Here is a 16,847-nt window from a genome sequence, read left to right as displayed (position 1 = left end):
AAGCAGTTGGTGAAACGCACCCTTGACACGCCCACAAAGATAAATGGTAAAATATCTCAATAGGCGGGTCTATTAGTCATGTTCAAAATTATCATTCACCCGTCCTTAACTGCCTAAGACCATTTATCTTTAGGTGTGTCAAGGGCAACTAGCAAACATAATTTAACATTAAATGGTAGTTGGATTGATTTTTCATATATTTTTTACACTACCTTGTTTATTGCTTTTATCTATAATTATTGTAGGTAAAACCTATAATTTAGATTTCTTTTATTAACGTTCTTCTCTGAAATATGGTTTTCCATTTGCCTTTGGACCTGCCTTTTTTATTCCAAAGAATGCCAATGCAAATAGTGTACAAAGATATGGAATCATTGCAAGCAGCTGATAAGGAGTATCTGCGCTAGCTACCTGCATCCTTAATTGAAGAGCATCGGCAAATCCAAATAATAATGCTGCTAATAATACTCCGCCTGGCATCCATCTTCCAAATATTACTGCTGACAATGCAATAAAGCCTCTTCCTGACACTACTCCATCGGAATATGTGTTAATATAACAAGTTGTAAGATAAGCTCCTCCAATACCAGCTAAAGCTCCACATATAATGCTTGCAATATATTTCTGTCTAACCACATGAATTCCTAGTGATTCTGCCGCCTTAGGATATTCCCCTACAGCTTTAAAATTTAAACCTGCCTTTGTCTTATTTAAAAATATTGCAGTTATAGGCACCATTAAATATGTGAAGTATACTATAGGTGTATGATCAAATAATACTGTACCTATAACAGGTATATCACTTAACAAAGGAATAGGCACCGCTTCCATTAAAGGGCCTTGTATTAATGATGAATTTATTCCAAAATATATCTTATAAATAAATGATGCTATAGCAGGTGCAAATATGTTAATCGCCATACCATAAACTATTTGTTCTGCACAAAGATGTATTACACAAAAAGCATAAATCATATTAACAAGTATTCCTCCAACTGCCCCTGCTAAAACTCCAATGTAAGGATTCCCTGTAGCATATCCCACTAAAAATCCAATAAGTGCACCAAAAGCCATAATTCCGTCAAGTCCAATGTTCACCAGTCCAGCACGTTCTGAATAAAGTTCAGCAATTGCTACCATTAAAATAGGAGTTGCCATACGCACTGTAGATAAAAGCAATTCTTGAATGAACGTTGCATTTAAAATGTCCCCCATTATCCTTCCACCACCTTTGTTTGTTTCTTTGAAGTTATATTAATAAAGAACTGTTTAACTTTTGGAAGATTAACAAGCGCACTTCCTGCAACTGCAAATACAATAACCAACGCTTGAATGATATCTATTACTGAAGTTGGCATACCAGTACCAACCTGCATTGTATTTGCTCCAGTACGTAGTATTGCAAAAAGATACGCTACAAGCACAGTACCTATAGGATTTAATTGGCCAATGAGTGCAATCGCCACACCGTCAAAGCCATATCCAGTTCCAAATCCAGACATTAGACGATATTGTACTCCGTGAAGTTCAACACTTCCACCTAGTCCAGCTATTGCTCCTGAAACTATAAATGACATTAACATAAATTTTTTAACAGAAAATCCATTATACATGGATGCTACTTCATTCATTCCCACTGCACGAAGTTTAAATCCTTTTGATGTGTAAAATAAAAAATAATATATTACAAGAGCTAAAACTATAGCAATTATAAAACCAGTATGTACGTTAGATCCAAACACTCGTCCAAGTTTTAAAGCATCACTGACAGCCTCTGTCTGAGGAACATTTCCTTCTCTTAAAGGACCTGTATAGAGATATCCCATAAAAAGTACGGCCACATAGTTGAGCATAATGCTAACTATCATTTCGTTTAATCCCCTTGTAATTTTCAATATTCCCGGAATAGCACCCCAAATTCCACCAGCTGCTGCTCCTAGCACTAAACTTAATATAATAAGCCAAACTCCTGATACACCTTTTAAAGTTACTGAAATCCATATACTAGTTACAGCACCAATAATAAATTGACCCTCTGCTCCTAAATTAAAGACACCACATCTATATGCAAAGGTTGCTGCAAGTCCCGTAAAAATTAAAGGTATTGCTTTAACTAATGTCTTCCCAAAACTTGTTAAATTTCCAAATGCACCTTTAAATAAATACAAGAAAGCCTCTCCTGGATTTCCTCCAATAGTTGTAATCAATATTGCACCCACTATAAAAGCACATATTATTGAAATGATAGGTATAAACATTTTAATTAAGACATTTTTTAATTTCATACTAATACTTCCTCCATATTTTCATTAGTTTTTCCAGCCATAGCAAGGGAAATTTCGTTAATTGGAGGATTTTCACCTGAAAATATACCAACAATTTTTCCTTCAAACATTACTAAAATTCTATCTGACAATTTTAATACTTCATCAAAATCTGCACTTATAAGCAAAACTCCACAGCCTTTATCTCTAGAGGCTATCATCTTATCATGAACATATCTTGTAGCTCCTACATCTAACCCTCTTGTTGGATGTACTGCTACCAAAAGTTCTGGATTTTCTTCTATTTCACGTGCTAAAATAATTTTCTGCTGATTACCACCAGAAAGGTTTCTTGTTTCCTGTTCTACTGAATCACATCTGATATCATATTTTTCTTTCATCTTGTTCGCATATTTCGTAATTTCTTTTTTCTTTAAAAACCATCCTTTACCCAGAGAAAATTGTGATTTTTCTATATCTTTAAGTACCATATTCTCCTTAATGGTCATATTTCCAATAAGTCCCATCTTATTTCTGTCTTCAGGTATATGTGAAACACTTGAATTTATAAAATTTTCCGGTAAGAATTTTGAAATCCTCTTTGATTTCAGCAAAACTTGTCCATTATCTGGTGAAATAACTCCTGTTACCAGTTGAGCTAATTGAGATTGCCCATTGCCATCAACACCTGCAATGCCAACTATTTCCCCTTTACCAATAGTTAATGAAATATCAAATAATCCATTATGTTTTGATTTCTTATTATAATCTACATGTTCTATTGAAATAATATTTTCTTTTGTACTTTTAACTTTCTTATATTTACTCTGAACTAACTCTCGTCCTATCATAAGATTTGCAAGTTCTTCTGAGTTTGTATTATTTTTATCTAATGTTTTAATTGTTTCTCCTTGTCTAAGAATAGTTATTTTATCACTAATTTCTAAAACTTCTCTCATCTTATGAGATATAAAAATAACGGACTTCTTTTCGCTTATAAGCTTTCTAATAATTTCAAATAATCCAACAACTTCAAGATCTGTTAATGCTGCTGTCGGCTCATCTAAAATTAATAACTCCGCTCCTCTGTATAATGCCTTAAGTATCTCAACCTTTTGCTGTTCACCTAATGATATTTCTGTTATTTGTTTATCAAGTTCTACATTTAGTTCATACTTCTTCGCAAGCTCCATTATGTCTTTTCTAATAATGTCTTTTTTAATAAAAATAGATTTATCTTTTCTTATTCCTAATATTATATTTTCAAAAACAGTCATAGCCTCCACAAGCATAAAATGCTGATGTACCATACCAATTCCCATTTTAACTGCCTTTGCAGGAGAATCTATTTTCACTATATTCCCATTAATGTGTATATTTCCTTTCGTTGGTTGGTACAATCCCACAATAATATTCATAAGTGTACTCTTTCCTGCTCCATTTTCACCTAAAAGAGTATGAACTTCACCTTTGTTTATTATTAAATTAATATTATTATTTGCAAAAACATTGTTAAATTTCTTTGTCATATTTTCTATTCTAAGAAATTCCACTCTATAATTCCTCCCATATAAATATTTTTCTAGTAAAATAAAAAAGTCTTATTCCATAAATTACGGAATAAGACTTCTCTGTCTAATTTAAATTATATTAATTTTTTTTACTTATACTAAACTATATCCACATTATATATTCTTTATTTTTCATTGTCAACATTTTTCAAATTAATTATTTTAGTTCTACTATTGGTTTATAATAACATCTTATATCAACTTTTGCATTACAAATTCTTATAATATATAAATGTACAACTTATGTTTGATTAATATATCTTTAATTTGCTTATTAAAGCAAATATTCTACATTTTCATGCTGCAATAGCAACATATAATCAACTTTAAATATTGACATACTATAAAATACTTTTTAATTTCTAAAATTACTTTGTATGAATTTCTTTTTGATTAAATCTTGCTCTATGATAAATATTAGGAAATAAATTCCGAAAACTTTTAATAATATAAAGCTACGTCTTTCACTAGGTCCTAAGAGTTTATTTTTGCAAGTAAAAAAATCGTAGTACAATGTACTACGATTTTTGTGGCAGGGGCAGTAGGATTTGAACCCACAACCAATGGTTTTGGAGACCACTACTCTACCGTTGAGCCATACCCCTAAGACAATAATCATTATATAACATATCTATAAAGAAATCAACTTATTTTTATAATTAATTATCATGAAAATAAAACTACACTAAATAGAAGATACTTTATATTTATATTCAAAATTTACAGATTCTTTAGTGCAGTATATAATCATATCTAATAATAAAAGGATATATAACTCAAAAAATAAGTAATTCTATTTTGCATTACTAGAATTTACGACTTCATTGGGTTTAGCCCATTTTGATAATTCTTTTATATTGTATAAAATCAAATCATCAAAAGACATATCTCCATAATATTTCCACAGCTTTATAGTATTATAACCTGACAAATCTAATTTTGTTCCTTTTTCACCATCAACTATTATTATTATTTTTTTAGGATCTAAATTATTAATTTTTATAAACTCACTTAACTCATGATTATCAAGCTGAATAGTGTTTAAATTTAAAGACTTAGTTAAATAATCAAAATCATTATTTAATGTAATAAATTTATATTCACTTAAGGATTTTAGTTTTTCACTATATTCCTTTATGCTAGTATCAAAATTTTTGATAGCTTCATTATAATTTTCCTCATAATAATCTCTATTTTGAGGATCTCTATCTTGAATAGCTGCTTTTACATTGTATAATGCTATTTTATACTCTTCTATGCCTTCAAAATAGTAAGGATTTTCTTTAGTGTCATTATCATGCCCATAATTTAATAATTTTATGCCTCTAGCTAAATTTATTATCCCAAGGTTTCCTTTCTTCAATTCACTAATTAGTGAATCACTCCATGGTTCAAAAGATGTACCGGAATATATAAATAAATCCATATTGGATATATTATTTAAAACATCTTCACTATATTTAAATTCACTAATATCTTTCTCATTAGTAAACATATACTCTGCATTATTCTTTTCCTTTATAATTTTTTTAACCATATAATATTGTGGTTTATTAACTGTCATTATATTTAGATATTTATCTCTGCTTTCAGTTCTATTATTCTCAGTATTAGCTAATAAAGGATTTGAAAAAAAACTCATACCAAAAGACAATGCTATGGTTATTATAACCATGGCAAAGGTAATTTTCTTCAAAGACAAGTCACCTCCAAAATTTAACTGACTTCATTTATAACTTTATTTTTAATATGTACTGTAATTAATTTCTTAAGTTAATTATTAATTAACATTTATTAGGTTAAACATAAAATAATTCACTTTATATATATTGAGTTACATATGTTACCTCAGTAATTACTCTGTTAATTAAATTTTAGCATATACCTGTTTTTATTATACCAACTAATTTAAAATAAATATATACAAATTTATTACATTTTTTTGGATGCTTATTTCCTGTTTTATATAATTAAATTAGTTAATACATTATTAATTTGCTTTTATGCAATTTTGAGATAAAATAAAAAGATGAGAGTTTGTAGATTTAACAATTATTAGGTTCTATACATAATAACTATATGTAAGTTATTGATATAAAATTCTAATTAATAAGAATTAATTCTCACTTAAAGGAGGCACTTCATGGAATTTGAAATTTATAATGTAGATGATACTGCTAAATTAGGAATAAATTTAGGCAAATTATTAAATGCCGGTGATATAATCTGCTTAACTGGTGATTTAGGTGTAGGTAAGACTCATATTACAAAGGGCATAGCTAAAGGATTAGGCATTAACGATAATATTACTAGTCCAACATTTACTATAGTGAACGAATATGATAGCGGTCGATTAAAGCTCAATCATTTCGATGTTTATAGAGTAAGTGATCCTGATGAAATATATGCAATTGGATTTGATGATTATATATTTTCAGATGCAGTATCAATAATAGAGTGGGCAAATTATATAGAAGAAATTCTACCAAATGACTTACTTCATATAGATATAAAGAAAGATTATAGCAAAGGCGAAGATTATAGGAAAATCACGCTAAATGCTTATGGAAAAAGATATGATTATATAAAGGAGTTGAAAATATGATTATTCTTGCCGTAGATTCATCTTCTAAAGTGGCAACTGCTGCTTTGATGAAAGATGATAAACTACTTGGAGAAATTACATTAAACGATAAGAAAGAACACTCTATAATACTAATGTCTATAATTCAAGAGTTGCTAAACAATAACAACTTAAGTATTGATGATATTGATGGCTATGTTATTTCAAAGGGTCCCGGTTCATTTACTGGACTTAGAATAGGCATGGCAACAATAAAAGGTCTTAGCTTGGGAAGTAACAAGCCTTACATTAGTGTTTCTAGTTTAGATGCACTTGCATTTAGCGTATCTAATTTCGATGGTATAATATGCCCTATAATGGATGCTTTAAGAAATAGTGTTTATACTTCACTATATAAAGGAGAATATACTTGCAATAACAATAATGATTCAAATTCACCTATAAAATTGGAACGTCTATTAGATTATTCAGCATTGGATATTGATGAACTTATAGAAATAATTAAATCCAAAAATGAAAAAGTTATTTTTATAGGCGATGGTGTTGATAAATATAAAGATTATTTGATTGATAATTGTCCAAATTCATATTTTCCTCCTAATCACCTTAATTTAATTCGTGCCTCTTCATTAGGCGAAATAGGCAGCATACTATTAAAGAACGGAGAATATGACGATCCAAATTCCGCTCCAGTTTATCTTAAAAAATCTCAGGCTGAAAGAGAATACGAGCAAAGGATGAGATTATAGTGAATATAGCTATAAATTTAATGAAAGAAGAAGATATAGATGAAATTTTAGATATAAGCTCGTTGAGCTTTTCTATATGCTGGAGCAAAAGTTCTTATATGCAGGAACTAACCAATCCTGTTGCTAAATATTTTGTTGCTAAAGTTGATGATAAAGTTGTAGGATTTGCTGGAACATGGATAGTATTGGATGAAGCTCATATAACAAACATAGCAATACATCCAAACTATCGAAAACAAGGAATAGCCTCTAAACTCCTAGAAGAATTACTATCTTATTGTAAATCTCAAGGGTGTGTAGCATATACTCTCGAAGTTAGAAAAAGTAACGCCGCTGCCAAAGCCCTTTATGAGAAATATAACTTTAAACAAGAGGGAATTCGAAAAGGGTACTATGAAGATAACAAGGAAGATGCTATTTTAATGTGGTTAAAGGAGTAATATCTCAATTGCAAATTTCTGTGCTTAGGTAAACATATCAAAGAGACAATTAATGCAATCATTATGTTCAAATTGCATAAATTGTCTCTTTACACTTATCATCAATTTATATGTAGCAAAAAACTACCTCTACTAATTGATTCACTTCTATTCTATATCAATTCAATTTCATTACTTTCTAATACATCTATAATTTGTTGATTAGGCTTTTCATCCGTTATTATGGCATTTATATCATCAATCATTGCAAATTTATAATTACCATCTACAAAAAATTTCTTGTTCTCCATAACTAAAAATGTCTTTTTACTAGATTGTATTATTGTAGCCTTAGTGATTCCATCCTCAATTTCAAAAGTAGTTATACTTTTGTCAAAGGCATCAATTCCACAACTTCCTATAAAAGATTTATCGAATTTATATTTTTTAATAAAATCATTAGTTGAAGATCCAATAAAGCCATTAAGAGATTTATTTAAAACCCCGGCTGCAACTACAACCGTAATATTATTGGTTGCTTTTGCTAAAATATTTGCTATCTCCAACATATTTGTTACTACAGTTATTCTTTTTTGAGTTGTCAAAATAGATTTAGCTATAAGAATATTAATTGTTGATAAATCTAAAAATATAGTTTCCCTATCTTGTATTAGCTCTAAGGCTTTCTTAGCAATTATGCTTTTAGTTGAAATATCTATCTTCTCTCTTTCTGAAATGTCATACAACTGAGATGATTCCCTTATTTGGATCGCACCTCCATACGTCCTTTTTAGCTTTCCCGTATGCTCAAGCTGTTTTAAATCTTTTCTAATACAATCTTCTGTTACATTAAACTTTTTACTTAAATCCTTAACTTTAACTTTTCCATATGTATTTAAAATATTTAATATTTCGTTTAGTCTCTCTTCTGTAAACATATCTATGCATTCTCCCATTTTTATTATTTAGGACCTTGTGGTAAATAATTAATATAAATATATTATAAGGGACTTTCAAAATCTAATAAAATTATTTTGATAGCCCCTTATATCTATTGTTTTTAAATATTTTATTCTTATTTATAAATTTTCTAAAATAATTATATAGTCAAATTTAAATTAAAACAATATCTATTATTGTTCTTTTTCAAAATCTGATTTTGGAACTCCACATAATGGGCAAACCCAATCGTCTGGAATATCTTCAAATTTTGTTCCAGGTGCAACTCCATTATCTGGATCACCTGCTGCCTCATCATAAATATAACCACATACTGTACAAATATATTTTTCCATAAAAAAACCTCCCTTAGATTTGATAATTAAATATTAATAAATACATATCTTACTATGTTAATCTATCATCTTGTAAAATATATATCAATTAAGCGCTTCTGCATTTATTGTAATGAGCTAATTAGAATGACCTTTAATTTAAAGGTTTCTATAATTATATCATTTTTGTGACTTCTTGCAGAGTTAATAATTTAACTACTACCTCTTTATTATTACTTGTTATTCCTTTTGATATACATTTAGCCATTCGTCTTGTTGCATTCTAAATGCTATGATAAATTATTATGATCTCATTTTCTTTATATTCACTTGATCATTAAATATCTTCTTTAATCTTTTAATGTTTTCTATATATATAATACCAAATAATCCATTATTAATCAATAATTATTATTAATTAATTTTAACTTTCTACTAATAAATTTACTTTATCACTTTTGGGATAATAAATATTAATATATCTAAAAACTATAATATATCTGTTTAAAGTTAATTATTTATATATTATTATAACCAGTATGCCAAATTAAATCTAAATTATAAATTTGAAAGGAGAAAGCACTCCTCTTTATTTCAATAGTTACTATTAAAATTTGATCCTACATTAAATAAATTATCATCTTTAGCTTATTTAATAATCATGTTAAAAATCAATTTAATATAAATGGTTATATATAATACTAAATTTATATACCAACCAATATACAATAAAAAGCTGTAACAAAATTTGAATTATTTTGTTACAGCTTTTTCTACTTATATTATTTTAAAATTATACAATTTTTGTCTTATTTTCTGAGCTGCCAAAGTTTGGTTCAACCTTAAAAATTGAAACAGATACTTTTTTGTATAGAATATATGTTAATACTGACACCATAATGGCCTTTACTCCATTGAAAGCTAGTAATGCCCAAACATAATTCTGTAACATATCTGCTGGCATCTTCATCCCATAAGCTGGCAATAATAAATATATGTTACCCACAATTCCCATTGCCTCCATTGCAATTCCACCTATTATCATTCCTAATATTGCATTTTTCTTGCTCTTATTTCTATAGTAAATAAATGATGCTGGTAAAATTAATGCTGCCCCAAACAAGAAGTTTGCTGTCTCTCCAACAAAACCTGTTTGACTTCCTCTAATTAATGGAACCAAAAGATTTTTTATTAATTCTATTATTACCCCTGCTACAGGACCAAATCCAAAAGCACCCAACAATGCTGGTACATCACTCAAATCTATCTTAAGCCATGGAAACGCAGGTATTATTGGAAAATCAAAATACATAAGTATAATTGCAATTGCTGATAATAAAGAGATTTTGATTAATTTACTTGTTTTTTCATTCATATTCTTTGCCTCCCAAAAGATTATCTTCTTGGTGTAGCTTATTAGGAATTTAGTATCAAAGTATTCTTATTACATTATTTACTCCTGAATTATTTGCAATACTTATAAAAAAATAAAAAGCCCTGATGTAAAATACATCAGGGCATACATTCAGTAAGTAATAATAAATCAAGTTTCAATTCCTAATAGGTTACCTTCTTTCATCCAGACTATACTGTCGGCCTCGGAGTTACACCGAATCTGCTTTCTTAAAAGCTCGCGGGCTATACCGCCGGTAGGGATTTACGCCCTGCCCTGAAGATATATATTTTATTTTCTTTATTATATAACTTTAATCAATACTTTGCAACATCTATTTGAGTACTCTTTACATTTTTAAATTTATAATAAAAAAAAGAGTAAGATTTCTATATCTCACCCTCACCGCAAAATAATTATAATAAAACGTTTTTATTATAATTATACTATTCTCCTATGAGCTTATCAGTTTTCAATATATGCTCTGTTAACCAATCATTTAAAAAATTCAAAAGTTTTATTAAACTTTCATCTTGATTTTCATCAATGTTTTTGTAATCTATTTCTTCAAGACTTTTAATAAACTTATCATGCTCAACTTTTTGAGTAAAGAGTCTTTTATAATTTATGCTTTTCATATATTCTTCTTCTGACTTGAAGTGGAAAATTGTGTAATCCTTTAGTTCATCCATAATATGTATTATCTTATCATACTTATCAATTGCAAATTCATCTTTTAACAGCGTATAAGCTTTATCTGCCAATTCAAAAAGCTTTTTGTGTTGCTCATCAATCTGATCAATTCCGATTTTGTATTCTTCCTTCATTTCATACATGTATAATACCTTCCTTCTACTCATTATTTTAATTATACTCGGTCCATTTTTTATTAATATATCATTTTTTTAATATAAAGTCACTATCATTAGTCTTTTATTCAATAGATAAATTTCTAAATATAAATTGCAAATTGATATTATTTAACCCTACATTTTAAATAATATTAACAGTATCTGTTGCTTTCTAAAACAATCTGCCTTTTAACATAACTATTTTATAAATATCTAAAAAAAATAGCTCAGAAAATCATTAATAAAAAAAGATTTAAAGCACTTAATTTTATTGATTAAGTGCTTTAAATCTTTACTGAAAATTATAAATTTTTAACTTTACTTATAACATCTGCGCAATATTCTTTTACACCTGCAACACCGTTACTTTTATAAACTTTATTTAAATCGCTACCTATACCGCTACAATCTGCTCCTGCTTGTATCCATTCACTTATATTATCTTTGTTTACGCCTCCAGTAGGCATAACGCTAAGATCTGGGAATATTGATTTTGCTGCCCCTATAAATGCCTTTCCGACAACATTACCTGGGAATACTTTAATAAATCTCAAACCTAATTTGTAAGCCTTATTTAACTCTGACATTGTCATTAAGCCTGGAATTATTAATGCTTTTCTTTGATTTGCATAAGCAATTACATCTTCATCTATACAAGGAGAAACAATAAAATCAGAATTGTTTTCAATACATGCATCTACAGCATCTTTTGTTAACACTGTTCCAGCACCAACACAAGCATTTTTATATTCTTCTTTTAATTCTTTTATTAACTTTGGTGCATTTGGTACACTCATAGTTATCTCTATAATTTTCATTCCGCCTTCAATTGCTGCTATACTTATTTCTTTTGCTTCTTCATATGTCTTAGTTCTAATAACAGCTACTGCCTTTTCTTCTTTTAATGTATTATATATTTTTTCAAACATTATTTATTACACCTCATCTTTAATTTATTTTATTTAAAATTAATCTACATCATTCATAAAATACTTTATTAAATACAAATATCTATTCTTAGCGTTCTATTTTCTTTGCTTGCCCTAAATGTACTAAAACATCATCATAGTAAGGTAGTCCCTCATTATCGCCTTCGACACCTACAACTAATGATCCAACTGCATTTGCAAATCTAACACAATCTTCTAGTGACTTACCTTTCAATAAGGCCGTTAAAAATCCTGCCGCAAATCCATCGCCTGCACCTACTGTATCAACTAAAGCTTTTGGTTTAATAGCTTCAATATCATAAATATTTTTACCATCTGAACCTATTGCTCCCTTGGCTCCTTTTTTAACTATTACTTTTTCTATTCCTTTATTATGGAAAACTTTTATTGCTTCTTCTATATTTGCATCTCCCAATAATATCTCTATTTCTTCATCACCTATTAAAAGAATATCAACATAAGGTAAAAGTTTTTCTATATAGTTTTTTGCTTCTTCCTTAGTCCACATCTTTAATCTGATATTTGGATCAAATGATATTATAAGATTATTTTTTTTAGCTAATTTTACTGCGTCTAATATAACTTCTCTATTATTTTCAGTTATTGAAGGAAAAACGCCTGTAATATGAAGCACTTTCGCATTTTTTATATATTCCTCATTCAATTTCTTTGCATCCATTGTACTAGTTGGTGATTTTTCTCTATAATAAAACGATCTACTTGATCCATCAGATAAAACTTCTCTGAAATACACTGAAGTTGGATATCCATCAACAAGTTGTACTTCTGATGTGTCTATCCCCTCACCTCTTACAGTCTTTAATATATATTTACCGAAATCATCATTTCCTAATCTACTTATCCATCCAGATTGCAATCCTAATCTTGCACATCCCATTGCAACATTTAATTCTGCTCCACCTACTTTTCTTTTGAATGTGTCACAAAATATTATTGGTCCTTTTTCTTGAGGACACATTGCAATCATTGCATCTCCTATAGTAATTACGTCCATAAATACACCACTTTCACTATATATTTGTTTTTAATCTTACCAAAATAATCTAGAGATAGATTTCCATATCTATACTTTTGATAAGGCCATTTTTTAATTTTAGTCAATATTTATATATAATTTTGAATACTGATTATCTTACTAACCATCCTCCATCAACTGCTAGAATATGGCCATTAACATAATCAGATGCTCTACTTGCTAGAAATACTACTGCTCCCATTAAGTCAGATGGTTCAGCCCATCTATCTGCTGGTATTCTTCCCTGGATTTCTGCATTTCTTTCTTTATCTGCTCTTATTGGCTCAGTATTTGCTGTCTTTATATATCCAGGTGCTATCGCATTTATTTGAATATTTTTACTCGCTAATTCATTAGCAAATGCCTTTGTTATACCTGCAACTCCATGTTTACTTGCTGTATATGGAGGCACGAACTTTCCACCCTGAAATGATAACATAGACGCTATATTTATTATTTTACCAGAGCCTTGTTTAACCATTATTTTAGCAACTTCTTGACTTAAGAAATATACAGCATTCAAATTAATATCCATAACTGCGTTCCAGTCTTCTTCTTTATAATCAAGAAGAGGTGTTCTTCTTATAGTTCCAGCGTTGTTTACTAATATATCTACTTTCCCATAAGATTTCATCGCAGAATTAATCACATCCTGCCTTCCTTCTTTTTGTGTTAAATCTGCTTTCACAAATATGACTTTTCTGCCTTGTTTTTCTATCAATTCTCGTGTATCATCCCAATTATCACCGTGGGTAGAAATAACTAAATCTGCTCCTGCCTTAGCTAATGCAACTGCATATCCTTGTCCAAGACCTGTATTTCCTCCAGTAACTATTGCCACTTTTCCATCTAATCTAAAAAAGTCCATTGAAAACTGATCCAAAATGTTTTCCATTATCTATTCTCCCCTTTCCATATAAATATTTCCATCCTTATATGTATTATTAAATTTTTTCAACGCGCGCCATCGTTCCGTACTGTGGAACGCCGTTTCATTTATTATCTTAATTCTAATATCATCACTTACAATTGTCAATGATACTGATATAAAAATAAAATTTTTAACTTTTTATTTGTTAAAATTAAAATTAAACATTACAATGTAGTATAAAGATAAAACTATTTAGGAGGATTTTATATGTCAGAGGATTTAAGCAATCCAAACTTAGTTCAATCGGTGGAACGTGCTCTTGATATACTTGATTGCTTAGCCGAATATCCAAAAGGATGTGGAATTGCTGAATTGTCAAAAAATTTAGGTTTAAGCAAGAGTACCATACATAGAATAATTACAACTTTAAAATATAAAGAATATGTTACACAAAATACAGAAAACGATAAATATCAATTAGGAATTAAGCTTCTTAACTTATCTTCTTCTATAACAAATAGTATGGATTTAATAAATGTCGCCAGACCTCATATATATGACTTTGCTAATAAGTTTGATGAAGTAATACATCTTTGTATTCCTGACGAATCATTTAATAACATAATTTATGTAGATAAAGTATCTTCCGAAAATACTAGTAGAAATATAATAATGTCTTCTAGTATAGGAAAAAAAGCGCCTATTTATTGTACTGCTTCTGGTAAATTGATATTATCTCAATATTCTGATGATAAAATAAGAGAATTATTAAAAGATACAGAATTCATAAAATATGCTGAGAACACAATAACTGATATAAATGTTCTTATAGAAGAAATTCATGTTATAAGAAAGAACCTATATGCATTAGACAATATTGAATACGATACGGGTGTTATATGCATAGCTGTTCCTATTTTTGATAGAACTAATAAAATTATTGCCGCAACTAGTCTCTCATCTGTAACACTCTTTAATACTATGGATGATTTATTAAAATACAAAGACGAATTTATGAATGTAGCTAAAAATATTAGCCGACTTATGGGATATGCATATTATACAGATATAAAATAAATATTTGGAATAAAAGATTAATAAATTTCAAATATAAAAAGGCTGGAATTTAAATAAATTACATACATTTGCTTAAGTTTATAAATAAACATTCCGCAAGTGTATGTAATTCATTTTTATTTCACATAACTTCGATAGTATGAGTTAAAATTTAACTTTTTTATACTTATTATCTATGCTTACACATCTCTAAAAAAGCATTTTATGAAAGTTCTAAATACAGCAGACATAAAACATTTTCTTTATTTCTTGTTGATAACATATTTTATCAGTGCTTCTGCTACCCCATCTTCATCATTAGTTAAGGTTACATCATCAGCATGTTTCTTCACATCTTCTGGAGCATTTCCCATCGCTACTCCAACTCCTGCATACTCTAACATATCAATGTCGTTATAATTGTCTCCCATTGCTATTATTTCTGATTTATCTATACTGAATTTCTTTTGTAAGCAGGTTATTGCAGATGTTTTTGATGCTTTTATAGGCATAATTTCTAAGTATGTTGGCTTTGAAGGATATATATTTAAATCATTCCCATAAATATTTTCTTTCAAGAAGTTTATTTCTTTTGGATTAGACATACATAAAATCTTACTTGGTCCTACCCCTTCTCTTTTCCATTGTTCTATTAATTTATTAAAATCAATGATATTAGGAATGATGTTAGTTATTTCGCTTTCTTGTTTAGCCCAGTAATCTAATTTTTCTATATACCATTCATCTTCCTTGTATAAACTCATATGAATGTTATTTTCACTTGTTAACTTATATATTTCCTCGAAATTAGAAACATCAATTACTTCTCTAGCCAATACACTATTATCTTTATCTAAAATTAAAGCACCACTATAGCATATAATTGGTTCCTCTATTCCAAGTTCTTCTTGAAGAAATCTTATCCCTTTCGGCATTCTAGCTGAAACTAAAATTACAGGTATTTTCTTATCATTTGCAACTTTATTTATAGTACTTTTCACCTTTTCAGTTACTTCATGATTTGAATTTAACAAAGTTCCATCAATATCCAAGCAGACCATTCTAATTTTTTTCATTGACTCATCCCCTAACTATTTATAATAAAACATTCAATTGCTTATAATTACTTATTGCATTGAATACTTATAAACAAATAAAACTCAATTTTATTCTCTTAAATAACACTACTTAAATTAATATGTTTTCTTTATATAATCACTAGACTTTTAGGATTAATTTTAATATTATGCAATTCCATAATATCACTAAAAAAAGAAACCGAGATTGGATCAACAATAATAATATCTACCTGATCTAGGTTTAACCCTTTATAAAAGGCATCTTTTTCATACTTTTGATGTTCGGCAAGCAAAATAACCTTCTTAGCCCTTTTCACAATTTCCCCTTTAATATAAGCGTCTTCTTCATTTTCATAATAAATGCCATTACCTTTTATAGCTCCAGCACCTATAAATGCTGCCTCAAACTCAACTCCGCTGAAATACTCATCATAATTCCTTCTATAGAAAAAGCGATTTTTCTTATTAAATTTTCCATCAATCAAATTTACTACCATCCCACTCTTTTCTGAAAGTATATTAAAATTATCTATGGAATGAGTAAATATGGTTACTTTTTTATCTAATGATCTTGAAAGAAATTCAATACTAGTAGAAACATCAAAAAAATATGTTTTATTGTTATGAATAAATTTCATTGCCTTTTCAACAATCTTAGTTTTTTCATTAACATTTAATTTCAACCTCTCCTTATATGAAAATATATTGTCTCTATTAAAATTTTCATATCCTTCTTTCCCAATCATAAAA

The 16,847-nt window shown here is 28.6% G+C and carries 17 protein-coding genes, 1 tRNA gene and 1 riboswitch; of the genes, 4 read left to right on the top strand and 14 right to left on the bottom strand.

The genetic code is table 11. The annotated features are described in order from the left end of the window. Nucleotides 1-273: 273 nt before the first annotated feature. From PZA12_RS02740 to PZA12_RS02720, 5 genes are all read right to left on the bottom strand, one after another. Entirely contained in the window at nucleotides 274-1,215 is a 942-nt protein-coding gene (locus tag PZA12_RS02740) for an ABC transporter permease (protein ID WP_078115819.1), read from the bottom strand. Next, nucleotides 1,215-2,285: an ABC transporter permease gene (locus PZA12_RS02735; RefSeq protein ID WP_039773871.1), complete on the bottom strand. Its 1,071-nt coding sequence runs from the start codon at nucleotides 2,283-2,285 to the stop codon at nucleotides 1,215-1,217. Before PZA12_RS02735 ends, PZA12_RS02740 begins: the two co-directional genes overlap by 1 nt. Beyond that, the gene (locus tag PZA12_RS02730) at nucleotides 2,282-3,817 is read right to left on the bottom strand and encodes an ABC transporter ATP-binding protein (protein WP_242984905.1); all 1,536 of its coding nucleotides are present in this window, start codon (nucleotides 3,815-3,817) and stop codon (nucleotides 2,282-2,284) included. The genes PZA12_RS02735 and PZA12_RS02730 overlap by 4 nt, the downstream gene beginning before the upstream one ends. Nucleotides 3,818-4,365: 548 nt before the next feature. Next, nucleotides 4,366-4,440: transfer RNA gene (locus PZA12_RS02725), tRNA-Trp, on the bottom strand. 188 nt (nucleotides 4,441-4,628) lie between these two features. Beyond that, on the bottom strand, nucleotides 4,629-5,531 hold the full coding sequence (locus tag PZA12_RS02720) for a metal ABC transporter substrate-binding protein (protein WP_077841454.1): 903 nt from the start codon (nucleotides 5,529-5,531) through the stop codon (nucleotides 4,629-4,631). Between the two features lie 447 nt (nucleotides 5,532-5,978). On the opposite strand from PZA12_RS02720, the gene tsaE reads away from it, so the two are divergent. From tsaE to rimI, 3 genes are read left to right on the top strand one after another with little or no spacing between them, the layout of a single operon-like run. Continuing rightward, the gene (gene tsaE / locus PZA12_RS02715) at nucleotides 5,979-6,440 is read left to right on the top strand and encodes a tRNA (adenosine(37)-N6)-threonylcarbamoyltransferase complex ATPase subunit type 1 TsaE (RefSeq protein WP_011967818.1); all 462 of its coding nucleotides are present in this window, start codon (nucleotides 5,979-5,981) and stop codon (nucleotides 6,438-6,440) included. Further along, a complete protein-coding gene (gene tsaB, locus PZA12_RS02710) occupies nucleotides 6,437-7,168 on the top strand; it encodes a tRNA (adenosine(37)-N6)-threonylcarbamoyltransferase complex dimerization subunit type 1 TsaB (RefSeq protein WP_077841453.1) in 732 nt (243 codons plus the stop codon). The genes tsaE and tsaB overlap by 4 nt, the downstream gene beginning before the upstream one ends. After that, a complete protein-coding gene (gene rimI / locus PZA12_RS02705) occupies nucleotides 7,168-7,608 on the top strand; it encodes a ribosomal protein S18-alanine N-acetyltransferase (RefSeq protein ID WP_077841452.1) in 441 nt (146 codons plus the stop codon). The genes tsaB and rimI overlap by 1 nt, the downstream gene beginning before the upstream one ends. A 152-nt stretch (nucleotides 7,609-7,760) precedes the next feature. Here rimI and PZA12_RS02700 read toward each other — a convergent pair whose 3' ends face one another. From PZA12_RS02700 to kduD, 7 genes are all read right to left on the bottom strand, one after another. Continuing rightward, entirely contained in the window at nucleotides 7,761-8,525 is a 765-nt protein-coding gene (locus PZA12_RS02700; RefSeq protein ID WP_077841451.1) for a DeoR/GlpR family DNA-binding transcription regulator, read from the bottom strand. Between the two features lie 195 nt (nucleotides 8,526-8,720). After that, on the bottom strand, nucleotides 8,721-8,882 hold the full coding sequence (gene rd, locus PZA12_RS02695) for a rubredoxin (protein ID WP_023974876.1): 162 nt from the start codon (nucleotides 8,880-8,882) through the stop codon (nucleotides 8,721-8,723). 772 nt (nucleotides 8,883-9,654) lie between these two features. Further along, nucleotides 9,655-10,236, bottom strand: coding sequence for an ECF transporter S component (locus PZA12_RS02690; protein WP_078115818.1), 582 nt, complete (start codon nucleotides 10,234-10,236; stop codon nucleotides 9,655-9,657). Between the two features lie 188 nt (nucleotides 10,237-10,424). Then, nucleotides 10,425-10,542: riboswitch (FMN riboswitch) on the bottom strand. Between the two features lie 158 nt (nucleotides 10,543-10,700). After that, nucleotides 10,701-11,090 carry a bacteriohemerythrin gene (locus PZA12_RS02685; protein WP_078115817.1) on the bottom strand — a complete coding sequence of 130 codons (390 nt, stop codon included), beginning with the start codon at nucleotides 11,088-11,090 and terminating at the stop codon, nucleotides 10,701-10,703. A 317-nt stretch (nucleotides 11,091-11,407) separates the two neighbouring features. Continuing rightward, nucleotides 11,408-12,034, bottom strand: coding sequence for a bifunctional 4-hydroxy-2-oxoglutarate aldolase/2-dehydro-3-deoxy-phosphogluconate aldolase (locus PZA12_RS02680; protein ID WP_078115816.1), 627 nt, complete (start codon nucleotides 12,032-12,034; stop codon nucleotides 11,408-11,410). 88 nt (nucleotides 12,035-12,122) lie between these two features. Further along, on the bottom strand, nucleotides 12,123-13,070 hold the full coding sequence (locus PZA12_RS02675; RefSeq protein ID WP_103699000.1) for a sugar kinase: 948 nt from the start codon (nucleotides 13,068-13,070) through the stop codon (nucleotides 12,123-12,125). Nucleotides 13,071-13,203: 133 nt separating this feature from the next. After that, entirely contained in the window at nucleotides 13,204-13,986 is a 783-nt protein-coding gene (kduD, locus tag PZA12_RS02670) for a 2-dehydro-3-deoxy-D-gluconate 5-dehydrogenase KduD (RefSeq protein WP_103698999.1), read from the bottom strand. 243 nt (nucleotides 13,987-14,229) lie between these two features. On the opposite strand from kduD, the gene PZA12_RS02665 reads away from it, so the two are divergent. Then, nucleotides 14,230-15,039 (top strand): IclR family transcriptional regulator, encoded by an 810-nt coding sequence (locus tag PZA12_RS02665; RefSeq protein ID WP_078115814.1) that lies wholly within the window; start codon nucleotides 14,230-14,232, stop codon nucleotides 15,037-15,039. A 242-nt stretch (nucleotides 15,040-15,281) separates the two neighbouring features. Here PZA12_RS02665 and PZA12_RS02660 read toward each other — a convergent pair whose 3' ends face one another. Together PZA12_RS02660 and PZA12_RS02655 are read right to left on the bottom strand one after the other, a co-directional pair. After that, nucleotides 15,282-16,094: a Cof-type HAD-IIB family hydrolase gene (locus PZA12_RS02660; RefSeq protein ID WP_078115813.1), complete on the bottom strand. Its 813-nt coding sequence runs from the start codon at nucleotides 16,092-16,094 to the stop codon at nucleotides 15,282-15,284. A 131-nt stretch (nucleotides 16,095-16,225) separates the two neighbouring features. Further along, a complete protein-coding gene (locus PZA12_RS02655) occupies nucleotides 16,226-16,843 on the bottom strand; it encodes a DeoR/GlpR family DNA-binding transcription regulator (RefSeq protein ID WP_078115812.1) in 618 nt (205 codons plus the stop codon). Between the last annotated feature and the right edge of the window lie 4 nt (nucleotides 16,844-16,847).

The organism is Clostridium beijerinckii, assembly GCF_036699995.1.
Lineage (GTDB): Bacteria > Bacillota > Clostridia > Clostridiales > Clostridiaceae > Clostridium > Clostridium helianthi.
The sequence above is the reverse complement of the archived record's forward strand: the minus strand, read 5'-3'. Positions and strand labels throughout refer to the sequence as shown.

Bases quoted from the DNA above. Each gene is read 5' to 3' on its own strand.
- PZA12_RS02740 (WP_078115819.1), bottom strand. From the start codon at position 1,215: ATGGGGGACATTTTAAATGCAACGTTCATTCAAGAATTGCTTTTATCT.
- PZA12_RS02735 (WP_039773871.1), bottom strand. From the start codon at position 2,285: ATGAAATTAAAAAATGTCTTAATTAAAATGTTTATACCTATCATTTCA.
- tsaE (WP_011967818.1), top strand. From the start codon at position 5,979: ATGGAATTTGAAATTTATAATGTAGATGATACTGCTAAATTAGGAATA.
- tsaB (WP_077841453.1), top strand. From the start codon at position 6,437: ATGATTATTCTTGCCGTAGATTCATCTTCTAAAGTGGCAACTGCTGCT.
- PZA12_RS02700 (WP_077841451.1), bottom strand. From the start codon at position 8,525: ATGTTTACAGAAGAGAGACTAAACGAAATATTAAATATTTTAAATACA.
- rd (WP_023974876.1), bottom strand. From the start codon at position 8,882: ATGGAAAAATATATTTGTACAGTATGTGGTTATATTTATGATGAGGCA.
- PZA12_RS02690 (WP_078115818.1), bottom strand. From the start codon at position 10,236: ATGAATGAAAAAACAAGTAAATTAATCAAAATCTCTTTATTATCAGCA.
- PZA12_RS02685 (WP_078115817.1), bottom strand. From the start codon at position 11,090: ATGTATGAAATGAAGGAAGAATACAAAATCGGAATTGATCAGATTGAT.
- PZA12_RS02680 (WP_078115816.1), bottom strand. From the start codon at position 12,034: ATGTTTGAAAAAATATATAATACATTAAAAGAAGAAAAGGCAGTAGCT.
- PZA12_RS02675 (WP_103699000.1), bottom strand. From the start codon at position 13,070: ATGGACGTAATTACTATAGGAGATGCAATGATTGCAATGTGTCCTCAA.
- kduD (WP_103698999.1), bottom strand. From the start codon at position 13,986: ATGGAAAACATTTTGGATCAGTTTTCAATGGACTTTTTTAGATTAGAT.
- PZA12_RS02665 (WP_078115814.1), top strand. From the start codon at position 14,230: ATGTCAGAGGATTTAAGCAATCCAAACTTAGTTCAATCGGTGGAACGT.
- PZA12_RS02660 (WP_078115813.1), bottom strand. From the start codon at position 16,094: ATGAAAAAAATTAGAATGGTCTGCTTGGATATTGATGGAACTTTGTTA.
- PZA12_RS02655 (WP_078115812.1), bottom strand. From the start codon at position 16,843: ATGATTGGGAAAGAAGGATATGAAAATTTTAATAGAGACAATATATTT.